The organism is Paenibacillus massiliensis 2301065 = DSM 16942, from assembly GCF_000377505.1.
Classification (GTDB): domain Bacteria; phylum Bacillota; class Bacilli; order Paenibacillales; family Paenibacillaceae; genus Paenibacillus; species Paenibacillus massiliensis.
Genome location: NZ_KB898192.1, coordinates 1 through 16,846 on the forward strand (window position 1 = coordinate 1; position 16,846 = coordinate 16,846).

A 16,846-nucleotide genomic window follows, 5' to 3' on the forward strand; every position below is an offset into this window, starting at 1 on the left:
AGGGTTCTTCACTGTTGTCCCAAGTTCTGCACAGCTTCCTTGGCCTTCGTCCATTGTCACGAGACTCGGCTCCCTCTTTTCCCCTTCGCAGGTCCTTTTTGACGACGCGGCAGGATTCACTTGATGTTGCGGCCTGGGTTGTCGCTCGCCCGGTCTCTGACCGGTACTTTTGTCGATGCGCTTTTACACACAGATTTCACCATGCGCAAGCATCCTAGCTACAAGGGTGGCTTGGCCCCTCCCTTGGTTGGACTTTCACCAACTAGATAATGCGTGCCTCTGGGCACGCCAACAAGTAAAAAAGCCCGCCTATACAAGGCGGACAACATGAAGAACAATATTATTTGCTGTTTGAGACTTGGTTCATCATGACTGTATTGGAGTGGAAGCTAATCATTGAGTCCCCAGCTCCAACATTCTTTATTTAAAACGATACTTTACATAATCCTTCTGCTCTGCATCACCATTGAAAGTTGCATATACAGAACGTCCTAAATAAAGAGGGACCTCTAACTTATTCATATTTGGCATAGTCCATCCGTCTATTTCTATAAATTTCTCTTCATCTTTGTAAATTGTCTGAATTTCCCCAGCTACAAAATCATGGCTTCCATAGTTTCTTGCATCTATTACCTTGCACTCATAAGCAAAATAGGCTTCTTTTAATATTGGAACATCCAGATTCATACCATTATCATATTCGATGTTATACTCAGAGAATTTGTCTACATCTCTCCCACTCCTGGTTCCTACAATCTGAATGAGTTCAGCAAGCTTTGCTGGAACAAAATTAATACCAAAATTGCCACTTTTTATAATCAAATCGTAAGAATATGCTTCTTTTCGTAACGAAACACCATAAATAAGGGGAGCATAGCCTATCGTTGTGTGGAAACCAGCCGCCATTATATTTTGTTTATCCTCATGTTTAGATGTCACAAGAACCACCATACCAGGGTACGCATGTCCTGAAACATAATCAATCGGTTGTCTCATTTGTAATCCTCCTGTTCTCCTGTTCGATCAATGTATTATTTGGTAACATAGTGAATTGTAAGTTGATGTTTATTGATCATCAATCATCAATGCTCCGATTTTATCGCTTAAACAACAAACAGGAAAAATAGTCGTCTATCTCTTCAGGAGAGGGAGGAGTACACAGAGAATGACACACAAAATAGATCCGCGTATTTTGCGGACAAGAAAATTGTTAATGGATGCTTTTATCAAGCTCATTCTAAAGAAGAACTTCAAGGATATTACTATAAAAGATATTACGGATGAAGCAACTGTCAATCGTGCAACTCTTTATTCCCATTTTCATGATAAGTATGATTTATTGGATGTTGTCATTAAAGAAGCTGTAATAGATAGTACTCTTAAAAACCTAGACTATCTCGATAAATTAAATAAAGAAACTTATGTAACGATCTTCCTTACATTAGCTGATTTTCATACAGAGACGATGGAAAATTCACACTTAAGCCCCCAATGTAGTGGGAGCTATGAAGCATTTAGTACAATGGTTGAACAAAAAATCAAAATTGATCTGGAAAACTTATTTTTTTCTCTACTGCTTAAGCAACAATCTAATCGTGATCCCGAAGCGCTCAGGGTGGGTGCAGTCATATTAAGCAACGGAATTTACGCAGCATCTGTAGATTGGAAAAAGAATGGGGCTTCCTCAGCAGAACAATATATAGAAAAAGCCTTACCCTTCCTAGTGACAGATCCTAGTGACCGAAATTGATCATCTACATCGTTAAGTTCAGTACAAGGATTCTGCTCTCCTTTTCTCCTCCATCGTCAGCAGCGAGCTACATTCATATACCCACGTCCCGTTGTCAGCGACCTTCAGCCGCATGAGCCCATTTGTCCGCATAACTTCCAGCTGCTGCTCTGCTTCACCCATGTCCAGCTCCGTCTCAAGGGCCACGTCTGCTGCAGTTAGTAGATTGTCATGCTGCTTTGCTAGTCGCAGAATGGTTTTCGACAAGTCAGCTTGCCGCGCTTGTCGTGCCTTCCTCCATAAGACATAACCAACGAGTGCGGGCACCAGCCCGTTCAGCGTCCAACCAAGTCCTACGGACACCTCGTACTCCAGGGCTGCTATACTATAGATAACAGTGACTAGACAGCCATACGATAGGAGAACAAGTGCAATTTTGTGCATGCTGCTCTGCATCCGTTTGACACCTCCTTCACAGGACATTTATCCACTACTCCGTATTTTTTTTCCTCAATTAATCTCCTCATTCAAATCCTCTCTGGTCATCCCAATACTATATGGAATTCACTCCACACCTACATCATCCACCGTGATCCGCACACATTGAACCTATACCCTACCTTAACCGAATAATGTCAGCTTTAATCAACAATAGTAAGAGATAAGCGCTTCGGGTAGCGTGGTTGGTCAAAATTGTTGTACAATAGTGTCCAAATGACTGTTGAAGGAATGATTATACAATGTACGTTGCAGACGGCTGGAAAGACTATGAAGTAATCGATACGGGAGGCGGCGAAAAGCTGGAGCGTTGGGGTGACATCATCCTGCGTCGACCGGACCCGCAAATTATATGGCCCTTGACCTCTGAGACGAGCGAGTGGCAGCAAGTGCATGGTCACTATCACCGTAGCTCCTCAGGCGGCGGCAACTGGGATATGAAGAAGCCCGTTCCTGAACGCTGGACCATCGGCTACAAGCAGCTCAAATTCCACATTAAGCCTACGAGCTTCAAGCATACGGGCCTATTTCCGGAGCAAGCAGCTAACTGGAGCTGGATGATGGACAAGATCTCCGCAGCAGGAAGACCTATCTCTGTACTGAATCTGTTCGCTTATACAGGGGGAGCCACAGTTGCCGCTGCCGCGGCTGGAGCAAGTGTCGTGCATGTAGATGCAGCGAAGGGCATGGTGCAATGGGCAAAAGAAAATGTGCAGCTCTCTGGCCTGTCAGATCGGCCCGTTCGTTTTATTACGGATGACGTATTCAAATTCGTACAACGTGAGCAACGCAGAGGCAATCGCTATGACGCCATTATTATGGACCCTCCCTCCTATGGACGTGGCCCAAGCGGCGAGACGTGGAAGCTCGAACAGAGCCTCTACCCGTTCTTGGAGTCGTGTATGGAGATTATCTCGGACAAGCCTCTGTTCCTGTTGATTAACTCCTATACTACCGGAATATCGCCATCTGTCCTGCACAATATGCTGAGCATGACCATGAAGCCGAAATACGGAGGTAGCATTAGCACAGGCGAGATTGGCCTGCCCATCAGTCGCTCTGGTCTGAACCTGCCTTGCGGTATTCTGGGCCGCTGGGAGGCATAATCGCCATGATGCATGAATCTGACCCCAGCTCAGGCATTTCCGTGCTCTATGAGGATAATCATGTTCTTGCCGTGGAGAAGCCAGTCAATGTTCCAACACAGGAGGATGCCAGCGGTGATCCCGATCTGCTCAGCTTGCTGAAGGAGGATCTCAAGATTCGCCACCAAAAGCCTGGTAACGTATTTCTCGGCTTGATCCATCGCTTGGATAGACCTGTAGGCGGCGCCATGATCTTCGCCAAGACCTCCAAAGCAGCATCCAGACTATCGGAGGCAGTAAGAAGTCGCAGCTTCCACAAGCGCTACCTAGCAGTTGTACATGGCATACCAGCTCCACAAGGCAGGCTGAAGGATTATCTGCTGAAGGATAGCCGTACGAATATGGTGCAGGTCGTGAGACCAATCCAGCCTGGCGCCAAGGAGGCCATACTCGATTATCAGACTCTCGGTCATGCTAATGGGCTGAGCCTTCTTCTGGTAGAGCTACATACTGGCAGACCTCATCAGATTCGAGTTCAGCTAAGCAACATTGGATGTCCACTGTATGGGGATCAGAAATACGGGCAGCAGCTTAACAAGCCCGGACAGCAGCTTGCCCTGTGGTCATTGGAGGCTGGTGCTCCTCACCCTATTACGAAGGAGCCCATGTTATTCCGCTCCATGCCGCCACTTGCTTTCCCCTGGAATGAGTGGCCAGCGCAGTTGTACGAGGATCTGTAGTCTTGGCCCTCCCCATCATGCTATGGACCTGCAACCTCGTGAAACAGGCACCAGCGGAACAGCTTTTTCGCTGAGTTGAGTTGACGTAGCTCTATACGTCTCAACAGCAACAAAAGGTCGAAGACAGATGCTCGGACAAGGAGCACATCTTCGACCTTTTATTTGTATGGCCCATAAGATTCATTTACTGAGAAGTACCCTTCCAACCCTCTTACGCTGTTGTCTTAACACACAGACCTACAAACAGACTTACAAACGGAATTTACAGTACGGACTTACTGTACAGACTTACTGTACAGTTTATATTTCAGTCTCATGGTGCACATTTTTCTTACATTGCGCACTCCAAATGATGCTGTTAGGATGATGTCGCCATCTGCGATTTCTTGGCTGTTGAACCTTCCTCTTGTTTACGCGGATTCGTGTTCTTGATAAAGAAGGCCAGAATCAATGACACAGCAGACAGGATTGTCGCCACTAAGAATGCGTGGTTAATTCCATATATTAAAGCTTCATTTTTGATCATAGACATGGCACTAGCATCTGTTGGAGACACCTGTTGTGTCAGAGCAAGCTTCTCGCCATATGAGGTAGATTGAATGGTCATAATCGTGACAAGCACAGCTGTACCAATCGAGCCCGCAATAGTCCGCAACGTATTAGACATGGCTGTACCATGTGCATTTAATGTATTCGGCAACTGATTGAGACCCGCCGTCTGAATGGGCATCATAATCATGGACATACCGAACATCCGCACGGTGTAATTAATCATCAGCTCCGTATAGCTCGTGTCCATCGACAGGCGTGAGAATTCCAGCGTCGTAATGGTCATAATAAGCAGACCAACAATCGACAGCCAGCGTGCCCCTACTTTGTCAAAGATCATGCCGGTCACAGGGGACATGATGCCCATCAGAATAGAGCCAGGGAGCAATAACAGACCAGATTCCAATGGAGTGAAGCCTCTGACATTTTGCAGGAATAGCGGCAATAGAATCATCCCAGCATACATAGACATGGTTACAATTACGTTAATGGCTGTCGTCAAGCTGTACATGTTATATTTGAAAATGCGAAATTCTAGCATCGGCTCAGATGCCCGCAGTTGGCGGCGAATGAACAGCAGCAAGGAGATGGCCCCAATGATCAGACAGCCATACACAGGTAGACGGTCCCAGCCATCCGAAGCGGAGCTGAAGCCATACAACAAGCCCCCAAATCCAAGTGTGGACAGTACGACAGACAGCTTATCCAGCTTGGGATTCGACAGCTGTGTTACATTTTTCAGGAATAGTGCACCAATTAGCAAGGCAATGATTGATACAGGCAAAATAATCCAGAACAATACGCGCCAATCATAATTTTGTACAATATATCCGGATAAGGTCGGTCCGATCGCTGGAGCAAAGATCATGGCCACACCCACCATTCCCATGGCCTGCCCGCGCTTCTCAATCGGGAAAATATTCAGCAGCACCACGGTCATGAGAGGCATCAAGATGCCTGCACCGCTGGCCTGCACGAGTCGTCCAATTAGAATAACAGCAAAGTTAGGTGCTAAGCCGCACAAGATGGTTCCCAAGGTAAATAAGACCATAGACCCGAGAAACAGCTGTCTGGTGCTGAATTTGGCCATTAAATAAGCCGTAACCGGAACCAGGACGCCGTTCACCAGCATAAAGCCTGTAATGAGCCATTGTGCCGTAGGGGTATCTATGGATAAATCACCCATAATTTTTGGTAACGCTACATTAATAAGGGTCTGATTCAACAACGTAACAAATGCTCCAATCAATAAAGCGATCACGATTGGTGCTTTTTTTATAGTCTTCATCTGGTCATCAACAGCTACATCTGCTTGATTTCCCATGTTAATCCACTCCTTTAGCTGTAAGCTTCGATATAATCTGCTGATGGATATCTAATATGATGTCCCGGTCCTGCACTGGAATATCAAGAATTCCGGAGACACGGTCCATCCACATCTTCTCAATATCATTTCGGATCTGCTCACCCTCGCTAGTAATCCGAAGTGTAAGTGAACGCCGATCATTCGGCAACCGCTCTCGGCTGATATATCCAGCCTTTACAAGACGCTCAACCACTCCACTCATCGTGCTGTTGCCCATGTGGGCACGCTCAGCAAGCTCGGTCAGACTGGTATTCGGGCGCTCCAGCAGTACTGACAAGACCAGAAATTGCACAGGTGTCAGGCTCTTCTGTTCTCCTTGCTCCCAGAATACCTGCATGAAAGCATGGTGCACTCTTCTGAATGATTGAACAATGCGGTACACCTCCCTATTCCTTTCCATGAATCCGTCCTCCTCTAGAATGAACATACAAATAGAATAAACATACAAAATCACAATCATTTGCATATATATATTTCGCTTGCGTATATTTCACATTAATATATTTCGCATACGAACTAATAAACACATATTACACTTCTGATATGTAAAAGTCAACACAAACAAAAGGCCACCTCCTTCCATTTCACGTGGAAGAAAATAGCCCTTTGGATATCCAGGCAGCTTGTACAGCTGCCGCATCACAAGCTCTATTTCTTTTTAATCGTCAGCATAACGACAGACATTGGAGGTAGCACCACATCAAGCTGATGTTGCTGGTGGAAGCTATAGTCTGCAAAGGTTACTGGCTTTACTTTATCCAATTGGGTAAACGTATTATGATCTTGCATAGATGAGCTTGTCAGCACAGTTCCTGTAACATCAATGTCCGATTGTAATCCCCTCAACTCCACATTCACTTTACTGGAGGCATTCGGATTAAGATGACATAAGCTAATATGGATGTGGCCTTCTGCATCCTCAGAGGAAGATACCGTGAACTCCGGCAGCTTCTCGTCGTTAAATTCATAATGACTGTGCTCGACCGAGGTTGCCAGCACCTTTCCATCCTGATGGACTTTGAACATCTCAAAAATATGGTACGTCGGTGTCAGCAGCATTTTATTTCCTTCTGTCAGGATCATGGCCTGTAGGACGTTAACCATTTGCGCAATGTTCGTCATATGAATACGCTCATGATGCTGATGGAAAATATGAAAATGTAGGCCAGCTACGAGTGCATCCCTCAAGGTGTTCTGTTGGTACAAAAAGCCCGGATTGGTGCCTGGCTCTGGCAAAAACCATGTTCCCCATTCATCAACGATCATTCCAATTCGCTTGTTCGGATCGTATTTATCCATAATGGTAGAGTGTCTTGTAATCAGCTCATCCATATGAAGTGCCTTTTTCAGCGTCTCGAACCATGCTGCTTCATTAAAGCCAAGTGCATGCTGCTTCTCTTCCCAAGAGCCTGGAATGGTATAATTGTGCAAGCTTAGCCCGTCCATAAATGGGGCAGCCTCACGCATAAGCACTTCTGTCCAATGGTAGTCGTCAACATTGGCACCACCAGCGATTTTGTACAGCACATTGTCCCCATAGTTACGCACATACGTCTGAAATTGACGATACAAATCCGCATAATATTCAGGGCGCATATTGCCACCGCAGCCCCAATTCTCGTTACCAACACCAAAATATTTCAGCTTCCAGGGGTGCTCTCTCCCATTTTCTTGCCGCCAGTTCGCCATAGGAGATTCGCCATCGAACGTCATATATTCTACCCACTCAGACATCTCCTGTACCGTTCCACTGCCGACATTACCGTTAATATAAGGCTCTGCACCGAGCAATTCACATAATCGAAAAAACTCATGTGTGCCAAAATGATTATTCTCGACGACTCCGCCCCAGTGCGTATTGATCATCTTCTTCCGTTGCTCCTTGGGACCAATACCATCCTTCCAATGATATTCATCCGCAAAGCAGCCACCAGGCCAGCGCAGCACAGGAATATTTAAATTTTGTAGCGCTTTCAATACATCATTACGAATGCCATCGGTGTTAGGAATGCTTGATTCTTCTCCCACCCATAGTCCTTCGTAAATACAGCGCCCTAAATGCTCCGCGAATTGTCCATAAATATGTTTGTTAATCGTACCTTTGACCCAATCTGTATGTACCAGAACAGAATTTCCCATGTGAATCCCTCCTGTTTAGATCATATTTTCAGATTGAGCTAAAATTAACATACGGAACAGCTTTTGTAAATAAAATACTGAAACTTTTTATGTTTATTTAAAATAAATACATCACAAATAAAATAGCTTGAAATTGATATCCTGAGCATGGTTTCCAAACTTTTTACCAAAAATAGTGGCTCCACCCACATAACTCGCGTCTTCTTTTACTTCAATACGTAACACCCACCGATCACACAAGGTATCGAGATCAGCAACTGACACTTCCGACATTGGATCTCCATCAATGTATGTCCCATGCCCCGTAATTCGAATTGTTTTCAATAATCCATATTGATTAATATTGTGTGGCCACCAACTCGGTGTGTATTTGCCCCTTGTATCCGCAAAATCACCGGGGCTCCTCCATGTCCCAAGCTCCAGCCCATTCAGTGTAAAAGTAATATCCGATGGCCATACATCGTTCGAAAAAGGAAATTCAGATGAAAGCTCCAGACTGATCTCGAACTGCTGTAATTTTTCTTCCTTATTCAAAAAATTAGCAATGCTATATTGGACAAAGCCTTGCGTAAACCAAAGAATCTCTGCATCCACTCGTTTGGGGTCCATGAAAAACTTAGGTTCATCGACACGGCCAATGAATTCTTTATCGGTCGCCAGGCCGCACGTAGGCTTGAGATCATAATCCGTGTAATGACCGATCGGTACTGACGTCTCGTAAGATGCAAAGGAATGAAATATCTTCTTGGGGAAATTAATCTCAATATGGTCCACCTTGAGAATTGAAATCTTCTGCAGACCTGATTTACCAGGCACTTTCTCTGTTCTAATGATTCCGGCATCCTCCAGCTTTTGAACATGTTTAGCCACAATGGGACTGCTTAGCTCAAGTTCCTGGGCTAATTCTTTAATATTCATTTTGTTTCTCGACAATAACTGAATGATCCTAATTCGGACTTCACTTGCCAAAGCCTCGTACACAACCAAAGAGGACACATCAATGTCTAATTGCATGCAGACTCATCCTTTGCGATTTTTATGTAAATTAATTATATGATAAAATCTCCCCCCTTCACCTTAACATATTTGTTGTTTTAATTCTATTTCAATACAAATTCAAGGCTTTAAGTTAACATATTAGTTAATCAAATAGGAGATGTATTGAATTAGATTTATAAATATGTTTGACATGCTTTCTAACCACAAGTATACTGAACCTCAAACAACTACTTGCTATAATTATCCATTTGCAACACAAATCTGAAGAGGAGGAACAACTCATGAGGAAAAGAACAGGTTTACTACTGGCATTCATGTTGTTAACCGCAACTTTGTTAGCTGGGTGTGGAGGAACTGACAAGAACACCATCACATTTTGGACCCCACTAACGGGTGATGATGGTGCTTACATGGACCAGCTGGTCAAAGACTACAATGCAACCAACCCTGAAATAAAAATAAAACACGTCATCACCGCTGATATGTACACCAAGGTCTCCACCGTTTTAAATTCGGGAAAAGGCGTGCCAGATCTAGCTCTCATTCATGCGGATCGTGTTCCTAGTTTCGTAAAGCAAGGATTGCTAACCCCCTTAACCGAAGTGTTGAAAGCGCAACCAGAGCTTAAAGAATCAAATTATCTTACCCAAGCGTGGTCAGCAGGTACGATTGATGGCACACAATATACGGTCCCCTTGGACATTCATAGTAATGCGATGTACTACAATAAAGATTTATTAAAAGAATATGACGTGGAATATTTCCTGGATGATCATGTTGTTACCTTCGATGAAATGCTATCACTACAAGGAAAATTAAAAGAAGGCGACTACGTCGTTAATGACGCTCTAATCAGTTGGGTACTGTTGGCTCAAATCCAGAATCTTGGCGGCGATGTAGAGCAAGACGGTCAACCTACAGTCGATACACCTGAAATGCGACAAGCCATCGAAGAAATCAAAAAAATAAATGATGCCGGCTTAATGACCCCATTTGGTGAAGATGGGTATTTGATGTTCCAATCTGGCAATGTGTTGTTCTCTACGGATGGTACTTGGAGCTCAACCGGACACGCTGCTGTCGAAGGTCTTCATTTTGGCGTAACTAATATTTACTCTTTCTCTCCAGATAAATTTACGAACAGAGCATCCTCTCATCTATTTTCCTTGTTAAAAAATCAAGAACGGACGCCGGAGAAGGAACAAGGCATCGCTTCATTCCTAGAGTTCGTCCGTGAGAATTCGATTAAATGGGCCGAAGCTGGTCAGATCGTCGCGAGCAAGCAAGTCATTGAAAGCCCCGAATATGACAAATTCATACAGTCCTTCTTTACCTCAAATGAAGCAGAGACCCATTCTCTTCATATTTACACGTATGAGTACTATCCATATGTCGCCGAGGCGTTAGACACCTATGCGCCTGATCTTATTCGTGGGAACATTACACTGGATGAAGGATTACAGAAGGCACAGAAATATGTAGAAGACAAGATTGCAGAGACCGTACAACAACCAGCCGAGACAAAATAGTATGTACCGACAGGACGTACCATGAGTAATAGCCTTACAGAAGGAGAAGCTACCGCCTATGAAAAGGAAACTCAACTGGTCACCTGCATTTTTTGTAGGTCCCCACATTATTTTGTTTACTTTGTTTATATTAGTTCCTACGATCTATGGAGTTTACGCTTCGTTCACCAAATGGAATTTAATGAGTGATCCTGTGTTTGTAGGTCTTGATAATTACAGAACCATTTTATTTGATACCTCATCTACATTTCATTTTCAATTTTTGAATGGACTAAAAAACACATTATTATTCGTGCTATTCACCGTTCCACCACTGATTGTTATCCCGTTACTTGTTGCCGTAGCTTTAGAGCACAAGAAAGTTAAAGCTAAAGGCTTTATTCAAGCGGTGATCTATATTCCCGGATTGGTGTCTATTTCTGCTGCGGCACTCATCTGGTCTCTGATTTTCAACAAGCAATTAGGCATTGCCAGCAATTTATTTGGTTCCGATGTAGCTTGGGCTACTCATCAACCGTATGCTTGGATGATTATCGTAATCCTCTCAGTCTGGGGAGGCGTAGGTGGGAATATGATTATTTACCGTGCTTCAATTAGTGGTGTTGGTGAAGATCTATATGAATCCGCAGCACTGGACGGAGCCGGCTCCATTCGTAAATTTTTCAGTATTACGGTACCTTCCATTCGTTTTCCGTTGATCTATACCTTTGTGATGACTACAGCGGGGGCATTTAACGTCTTCGCTCAGCCCTTGATGATGACTAAAGGGGGGCCGAATGAGACAACAGCAGTACTTATGATGTTCATTCGGAACTTAGCCTTCGGTAAAGGAGAATCTATTGCTGGAATGGCGTCTGCTATGGCTGTGTTACTTGGACTTGTCATATTAATCGTTTCGGCGCTGCAATATTATGTCATGAATCGAAATTCGGATTAACTCACGAGACACGGAGATAAGCGAGGCTGCGAAAAAGGTAGGTGTCTATCATGTTGAAGAAAATAAGTATTTCTAAATGTGTATCGTATTTATTCCTAATTACATTATGCGTCATTTGGGCGTTTCCGGTTATATTTGGCATTACAACTTCATTCCGTTCACAAAGTGAAGTCGTATCTTCCGGATTTCGTCTCCTGCCCGAAAGCTGGACGGGAGAGAATTATATTAATATTCTAACGAATACTTCAACAGCTCCCATCTTACGTTGGTTATTCAACTCTATTTTTATCGCTACCCTTCATACCTTATTGGTCGTGATCGTTATCTCTATTACTGGTTACGGCTACTCTCGAATGAAGTTTAAAGGTAGAGATGCTTTATTTTTCACATTGTTAGGTATCTCTCTCTTCCCGGGTGTTGTGAACTTAATCCCTTCATACAAAATCATTGATATGCTCGGTTGGGTAAATACCTCTTGGGCCATGATTGTGCCGGGACTAGCAGGTATGGGTAACATCTTCTTGGTTAGACAATTTATGAATGGAATTCCAAAGGAATTGGATGAATCTGCACATGTGGACGGTGCCACTCATTTTGCAATCTACACTTCTGTTATTTTACCACTAGTAAAACCTATTCTGATCGTGTGTGCATTGTTCTCCTTCACAGGATCTTGGAATGATTTCTTATGGCCTGTCATCGTATACACGGATGTGGAGAAAATGCCTGTTACAGCAGGCTTGCTGCTGCTGCAAGATATTTATGGGAACTATCGGATGATTGGACAGCTCATGGGCTCTGCAATGCTAGCTATTATCCCTACCCTATTGCTATTTCTATTTGCACAGAAATACTTCATACAGTCAATCAATTTGAATTCTGGCATTAAAGGATAATGAACAATCAAAAATCAAATTTATATAATAGGAGCTGTTAACATGCTTGAAGTCAATCTTAGAAATCCTCTAATCGAACAAAGAGCAGACCCCTTCATTTATAAACATACGGACGGTTATTACTATTTCACAGGTTCTGTTCCTGAATATGACCGAATCGAATTGCGTCGTGCTCAGACGCTTGAAGGTCTCATTGATGCGGAGAAAGTAACCATCTGGGTGAAGCACAGCACGGGCTTGATGAGTGCAAATATATGGGCACCAGAGATTCATTTTATAGATGGTAAATGGTATGTATATTTCGCCGCTGCCCGTACTTCCGAGACAAAGGATGGATTATTCGATCATCGCATGTTTGTACTCGAAAATGCATCAACGAATCCATTGGAAGGCAATTGGATTGAGAAAGCTCAAATCAAAACGAAATGGGATTCTTTCTCCCTGGATGCGACCACCTTTGAGCATCAGGGCAGACGATATTATGTATGGGCCCAAAAAGACCCGGACATTCCAGGAAATTCGAATCTATATATCTCTGAGATGGAGAATCCTTGGACATTAAAAGGAGAACAAGTATGCTTATCCATTCCTGAATACGATTGGGAGATCCGTGGTTTCCTAGTTAATGAGGGAGCAGCCATACTTAAACGTAATGGCCGAATATTCATGACCTACTCTGCAAGTGCCACCGATGAAAATTATTGCATGGGCTTATTAACAGCAGATGAACATAGTGATCTACTAGATCCGGCTTCATGGATGAAATCATCTGTGCCGATATTTACTACTTCCTTCGAAAATAAACAGTTTGGTCCTGGGCACAATAGCTTCACCGTAACCGAGGATGGTAGGCACGACTTGCTCGTGTTTCATGCTAGAAATTATACTGAAATCGAAGGTGATCCGTTATATGATCCTAATCGTCATACACGAGTACAACTAATCCATTGGAATGAGGACGGCACACCACATTTTGGCATTCCACGTGCAGATACCATTAATGCGTGAATAAACATATCCTCTCCTGGTAGAGCATCATGTCTATGGCATGAGGCATGCTCTAACCGGGAGAGGATTCTGCTTGTCTAGTCATCTATGTATGTATCGAGCCGATCATATGCTGATCTATGATCAGGATGTAATTTTCCCAAGAAGATACAACAATACATTCTGATTGTGAACGGAAATTCTGCTTAACACCGATGACATAAATTCATCACGTACGCTAATTCCTCGCTGGGCTTCCTCACGACCTTGAGGCGTGATTAGAATCCATACAATTCTCCGATCCTGCTGATCCCGCTCCCGGTTAACTAACCCATTCTTCTCCATTCGATCAAGCAACATCGTTACCGCCGCGGGGGTTGTCTCCAAGTAAGGAATGAGCTCTGATGGCTTCATTCTGTCATGCTCCATTAGCAGCTCTAACACCGTAAGCTGGGCTTCTGTCAATGAAGGAGCCAATTGTTCTTCCATATGTGCTTTGTAATCCTTCGTCAGTCTTGACCACAGTCTGGCGAACTCCGATGCTTGCACACATTCACCTCCCGAACCAAATTTGGCTAGTTCTTTCACCGTACATGGCTAAAGAATGGATTAGAGCTTATACTATCGTATAGACTCTACTCTATTTCTAAAGCCCATCCATTGCTCATATAACACAAATTCGCCGTAAGCGGCAATATTCCTGCTTATCAACCATTTCATGGACCATTAATCCGATATGTCATGACATTAATTCCATAAAAAGGTTTATCCCTGCGGTAATGAAGTGAATTGTACGCCTTAGGAATAGATTCCTGACTGTACAGTAAAGAGCCAACCTATTCATACAGGTTGGCTCTGTTCTAGACATATACATACTACCGCTTTATTCGACTGCCTCTGAATCTACCTCAGGCCAGAATACTACATCTGCAACCGGGTCTTTCTTGTCAATTGACACAAGCTGCTTGCCGGTATCCTTGCGATCTGTTAACGGTGTTTTTTCCGAAAGGAACGTAGTAACAGCTCCCTCTCCAGTGATCACCTGTACCTGAATAGCTTCCTTGCAGTGAACCGCAGTTATTAAACGTGTACCGTTCGATCGTACTCGCTTGCCTTCCTTGAATTCGAAGGTAGCAATTCCTTTGCCACCTCTACCCTGTGAAGGATAGTCCAGCAGCAGTGAGCGTTTGCCATAACCCAGATCGGTTAGGACAAGGATCTCACCTTCATCCTCATGAACCCAAAGCGAGGCTACAACCTCGTCTCCATCGGCCAGCTGAATCCCCTTCACGCCAGCGGATACACGGCCCATCGGGTTAACCTCTGCTTCCTTGAAGCGAATACTCATACCACCCCGTGTAATGAGCATAATATCCTTCGAGCCGTCACTCATCGTAACAGACAGTACCTCATCATCGCCCGACACCTTACAAGCAGCAACAGCACCAGAACGCTTCGTGGCGTATTCCTTCAGCTCGGTACGCTTCACTTGACCCTTGCGGGTAGTGAATACCAGACTCTTGTCCGCCTCATCCAATGACTTCACAGCAATGACACTAACAATTCGGTCTTCCTTGGTGAGCGGAATGACGTTCACTATTGGCGTACCTGGCTCCTTCCACTTGTACTCCGGAACCTGATGGACTGGCAGCAGGAAGTATTGCCCCTTCTGGGTAAATATCAGCAAGGAATCCAGTGTGTTCACATCCAGCAGCTGATGAATGTAGTCACCATCACGCACACCTGATCCACTACGATCTGCTCCCGAGCGAGTAAAGGACAGCTGACTCGTACGTTTCACATATCCATGTCTGGATAGTGACACTAATACATCCTCAGCACTAACCATGACTTCCAGATTTACCTTGATCTCCTCAACCTGGCTCTGGATATCCGAACGACGATCTATGCCGTACTTCTCTCGAATCTCTAGCAGCTCCTTGCGAATCAGGCTGACCAGCTTGCGATCACTCTCCAGAATACCTCTCAACTGGGCTACCTTCTTCTGGATATCGCTCAATTCCTTTTCCAGTGAGGTGATTTCCAGATTGGTAAGACGGTACAGCTGCAGGGTAAGGATGGAATCTGCCTGCCGTTCACTGAAGCCGAACATCCATTGCAGGTTATTCTGTGCATCCTGTCGATTCTTGGAGGCTTTAATCGCCTCAATGACCTCATCAAGTATATTGAGCGCCTTCACCAGGCCTTCCAGCACATGCGCACGGTCCTCGGCCTTCTCAAGATCAAACTGAGTCCGATGCGTGACCACTTCGCGCTGATGCTGAATATAGGCCTCCAGAATAGGCTTGATCCCGAGCTGGTGCGGAGCCTTGTTCACGATCGCAACCATATTGAAGTTATAGGCTACCTGCAGATCGGTCTTCTTCAGCAGATAAGCGAGAATTCCATCAGCATCGGCATCCTTCTTGAGCTCGACGACAATACGCAGACCATTACGTCCACTCTCATCACGCACCTCGGCAATACCCTCGACCTTTTTCTCCAAGCGGATATTTTCCATAGCGGTAACAAGTCGTGATTTCACGACCTGGTAAGGGATTTCGGTAATCACAATCTGTTGCTTACCCCCACGGAGGGATTCGATCTCCGTCTTGGAGCGAATATAAATTCTGCCTTTACCGGTACGATAAGCGTCACGAATGCCCTCTTCTCCCATGATGAGTCCACCTGTCGGGAAATCCGGTCCCTTGATGAACATCATAATGTCCTCCAGTTCGATGGAAGGCTTCTCCATAACAGCTATGCAGGCATCAATCACCTCGCGCAAATTATGGGTTGGGATCTCCGTAGCGAAGCCAGAGGAAATACCGCTGACACCGTTCACCAACAGATTCGGATATCTGGAAGGGAGAACGACGGGTTCTTTGGCAGTATTGTCAAAGTTATCCTTGAACAGCACCGTACGCTTCTCAATATCACGCAGCATCTCCAATGCGATGGGAGATAATCTGGCTTCTGTATACCGCATCGCTGCAGCCGGATCATCATCCTGAGAACCCCAGTTACCGTGTCCATCCACCAGCACATGCCCCATCTTCCAAGGCTGGGCCATCCGCACCATACCCTCATAGATAGAGGAATCTCCGTGTGGATGATAGTTACCCATCACATCGCCGACCGTCTTGGCCGATTTGCGATATGGCTTATCGGGTGTATTGCCTGAATCGTACATAGCATACAGGATTCGGCGCTGCACAGGCTTCAGTCCATCGCGCACATCGGGAATGGCCCGATCTTGAATAATGTATTTGGAGTATCTGCCAAATCGGTCTCCAACGACTTCTTCCAGAAAAGCCGGTAAAAATTGTTCGGATAAGCTCATCTAAAACAGCACCTCTTCTGCATGTCTCTTGGCAAACACATGCCCTTCT

Annotated in this window: 15 protein-coding genes; 7 read left to right on the forward strand and 8 right to left on the reverse strand. The window is 44.7% G+C overall.

What is annotated here, in order from left to right:
- Positions 1 to 420 precede the first annotated feature (420 nt).
- A complete protein-coding gene (locus tag D328_RS0116445) occupies positions 421 to 996 on the reverse strand; it encodes a flavin reductase family protein (RefSeq protein WP_018886120.1) in 576 nt (191 codons plus the stop codon).
- Positions 997 to 1,165: 169 nt separating this feature from the next.
- Between D328_RS0116445 and D328_RS0116450 the strand changes: the two genes are divergently transcribed.
- Positions 1,166 to 1,750 carry a TetR/AcrR family transcriptional regulator gene (locus D328_RS0116450; protein ID WP_018886121.1) on the forward strand — a complete coding sequence of 195 codons (585 nt, stop codon included), beginning with the start codon at positions 1,166 to 1,168 and terminating at the stop codon, positions 1,748 to 1,750.
- A gap of 18 nt (positions 1,751 to 1,768) precedes the next feature.
- Here D328_RS0116450 and D328_RS0116455 read toward each other — a convergent pair whose 3' ends face one another.
- Positions 1,769 to 2,185: a hypothetical protein gene (locus tag D328_RS0116455; RefSeq protein WP_018886122.1), complete on the reverse strand. Its 417-nt coding sequence runs from the start codon at positions 2,183 to 2,185 to the stop codon at positions 1,769 to 1,771.
- A gap of 284 nt (positions 2,186 to 2,469) precedes the next feature.
- Between D328_RS0116455 and D328_RS0116460 the strand changes: the two genes are divergently transcribed.
- Both D328_RS0116460 and D328_RS0116465 read left to right on the forward strand, forming a co-directional pair.
- Positions 2,470 to 3,333, forward strand: coding sequence for a class I SAM-dependent methyltransferase (locus D328_RS0116460; RefSeq protein WP_018886123.1), 864 nt, complete (start codon positions 2,470 to 2,472; stop codon positions 3,331 to 3,333).
- A gap of 5 nt (positions 3,334 to 3,338) precedes the next feature.
- Entirely contained in the window at positions 3,339 to 4,052 is a 714-nt protein-coding gene (locus D328_RS0116465) for an RluA family pseudouridine synthase (RefSeq protein WP_018886124.1), read from the forward strand.
- A gap of 358 nt (positions 4,053 to 4,410) precedes the next feature.
- Here the strand turns inward: D328_RS0116465 and D328_RS0116470 are convergent, their stop codons facing one another.
- The 4 genes from D328_RS0116470 to D328_RS0116485 all read right to left on the reverse strand — a co-directional run bounded on the left by D328_RS0116470 (position 4,411) and on the right by D328_RS0116485 (position 9,120).
- Positions 4,411 to 5,925, reverse strand: coding sequence for a DHA2 family efflux MFS transporter permease subunit (locus tag D328_RS0116470; RefSeq protein ID WP_018886125.1), 1,515 nt, complete (start codon positions 5,923 to 5,925; stop codon positions 4,411 to 4,413).
- Position 5,926: 1 nt separating this feature from the next.
- Positions 5,927 to 6,367: a MarR family winged helix-turn-helix transcriptional regulator gene (locus tag D328_RS0116475; protein WP_018886126.1), complete on the reverse strand. Its 441-nt coding sequence runs from the start codon at positions 6,365 to 6,367 to the stop codon at positions 5,927 to 5,929.
- 248 nt (positions 6,368 to 6,615) lie between these two features.
- Complete coding sequence (locus tag D328_RS0116480; protein ID WP_018886127.1) at positions 6,616 to 8,106, reverse strand: alpha-N-arabinofuranosidase; 1,491 nt, start codon at positions 8,104 to 8,106, stop codon at positions 6,616 to 6,618.
- Positions 8,107 to 8,217: 111 nt separating this feature from the next.
- The gene (locus D328_RS0116485) at positions 8,218 to 9,120 is read right to left on the reverse strand and encodes an ArsR/SmtB family transcription factor (RefSeq protein ID WP_018886128.1); all 903 of its coding nucleotides are present in this window, start codon (positions 9,118 to 9,120) and stop codon (positions 8,218 to 8,220) included.
- 266 nt (positions 9,121 to 9,386) lie between these two features.
- Between D328_RS0116485 and D328_RS0116490 the strand changes: the two genes are divergently transcribed.
- Genes D328_RS0116490 through D328_RS0116505 form a run of 4 tightly spaced genes read left to right on the forward strand, consistent with a single transcriptional unit; the run spans position 9,387 to position 13,475 of the window.
- Positions 9,387 to 10,634 carry an extracellular solute-binding protein gene (locus D328_RS0116490; RefSeq protein ID WP_018886129.1) on the forward strand — a complete coding sequence of 416 codons (1,248 nt, stop codon included), beginning with the start codon at positions 9,387 to 9,389 and terminating at the stop codon, positions 10,632 to 10,634.
- A 58-nt stretch (positions 10,635 to 10,692) separates the two neighbouring features.
- Complete coding sequence (locus tag D328_RS0116495; protein WP_025680134.1) at positions 10,693 to 11,571, forward strand: carbohydrate ABC transporter permease; 879 nt, start codon at positions 10,693 to 10,695, stop codon at positions 11,569 to 11,571.
- A gap of 50 nt (positions 11,572 to 11,621) precedes the next feature.
- A complete protein-coding gene (locus D328_RS0116500; RefSeq protein WP_018886131.1) occupies positions 11,622 to 12,467 on the forward strand; it encodes a carbohydrate ABC transporter permease in 846 nt (281 codons plus the stop codon).
- Positions 12,468 to 12,509: 42 nt separating this feature from the next.
- A complete protein-coding gene (locus tag D328_RS0116505; RefSeq protein ID WP_018886132.1) occupies positions 12,510 to 13,475 on the forward strand; it encodes a glycoside hydrolase family 43 protein in 966 nt (321 codons plus the stop codon).
- Between the two features lie 123 nt (positions 13,476 to 13,598).
- Here the strand turns inward: D328_RS0116505 and D328_RS0116510 are convergent, their stop codons facing one another.
- Both D328_RS0116510 and gyrA read right to left on the reverse strand, forming a co-directional pair.
- Complete coding sequence (locus D328_RS0116510; protein WP_018886133.1) at positions 13,599 to 14,003, reverse strand: MarR family winged helix-turn-helix transcriptional regulator; 405 nt, start codon at positions 14,001 to 14,003, stop codon at positions 13,599 to 13,601.
- 334 nt (positions 14,004 to 14,337) lie between these two features.
- Entirely contained in the window at positions 14,338 to 16,797 is a 2,460-nt protein-coding gene (gyrA, locus tag D328_RS0116515; protein ID WP_018886134.1) for a DNA gyrase subunit A, read from the reverse strand.
- Positions 16,798 to 16,846 lie beyond the last annotated feature (49 nt).

Coding starts and splice junctions, on each gene's coding strand:
- D328_RS0116465 (WP_018886124.1), top strand. CDS start 3,339: ATGATGCATGAATCTGACCCCAGCTCAGGCATTTCCGTGCTCTATGAG.
- D328_RS0116455 (WP_018886122.1), bottom strand. CDS start 2,185: ATGCAGAGCAGCATGCACAAAATTGCACTTGTTCTCCTATCGTATGGC.
- D328_RS0116485 (WP_018886128.1), bottom strand. CDS start 9,120: ATGCAATTAGACATTGATGTGTCCTCTTTGGTTGTGTACGAGGCTTTG.
- D328_RS0116480 (WP_018886127.1), bottom strand. CDS start 8,106: ATGGGAAATTCTGTTCTGGTACATACAGATTGGGTCAAAGGTACGATT.
- D328_RS0116445 (WP_018886120.1), bottom strand. CDS start 996: ATGAGACAACCGATTGATTATGTTTCAGGACATGCGTACCCTGGTATG.
- D328_RS0116505 (WP_018886132.1), top strand. CDS start 12,510: ATGCTTGAAGTCAATCTTAGAAATCCTCTAATCGAACAAAGAGCAGAC.
- D328_RS0116470 (WP_018886125.1), bottom strand. CDS start 5,925: ATGGGAAATCAAGCAGATGTAGCTGTTGATGACCAGATGAAGACTATA.
- gyrA (WP_018886134.1), bottom strand. CDS start 16,797: ATGAGCTTATCCGAACAATTTTTACCGGCTTTTCTGGAAGAAGTCGTT.
- D328_RS0116460 (WP_018886123.1), top strand. CDS start 2,470: ATGTACGTTGCAGACGGCTGGAAAGACTATGAAGTAATCGATACGGGA.
- D328_RS0116475 (WP_018886126.1), bottom strand. CDS start 6,367: ATGGAAAGGAATAGGGAGGTGTACCGCATTGTTCAATCATTCAGAAGA.
- D328_RS0116495 (WP_025680134.1), top strand. CDS start 10,693: ATGAAAAGGAAACTCAACTGGTCACCTGCATTTTTTGTAGGTCCCCAC.
- D328_RS0116500 (WP_018886131.1), top strand. CDS start 11,622: ATGTTGAAGAAAATAAGTATTTCTAAATGTGTATCGTATTTATTCCTA.
- D328_RS0116450 (WP_018886121.1), top strand. CDS start 1,166: ATGACACACAAAATAGATCCGCGTATTTTGCGGACAAGAAAATTGTTA.
- D328_RS0116490 (WP_018886129.1), top strand. CDS start 9,387: ATGAGGAAAAGAACAGGTTTACTACTGGCATTCATGTTGTTAACCGCA.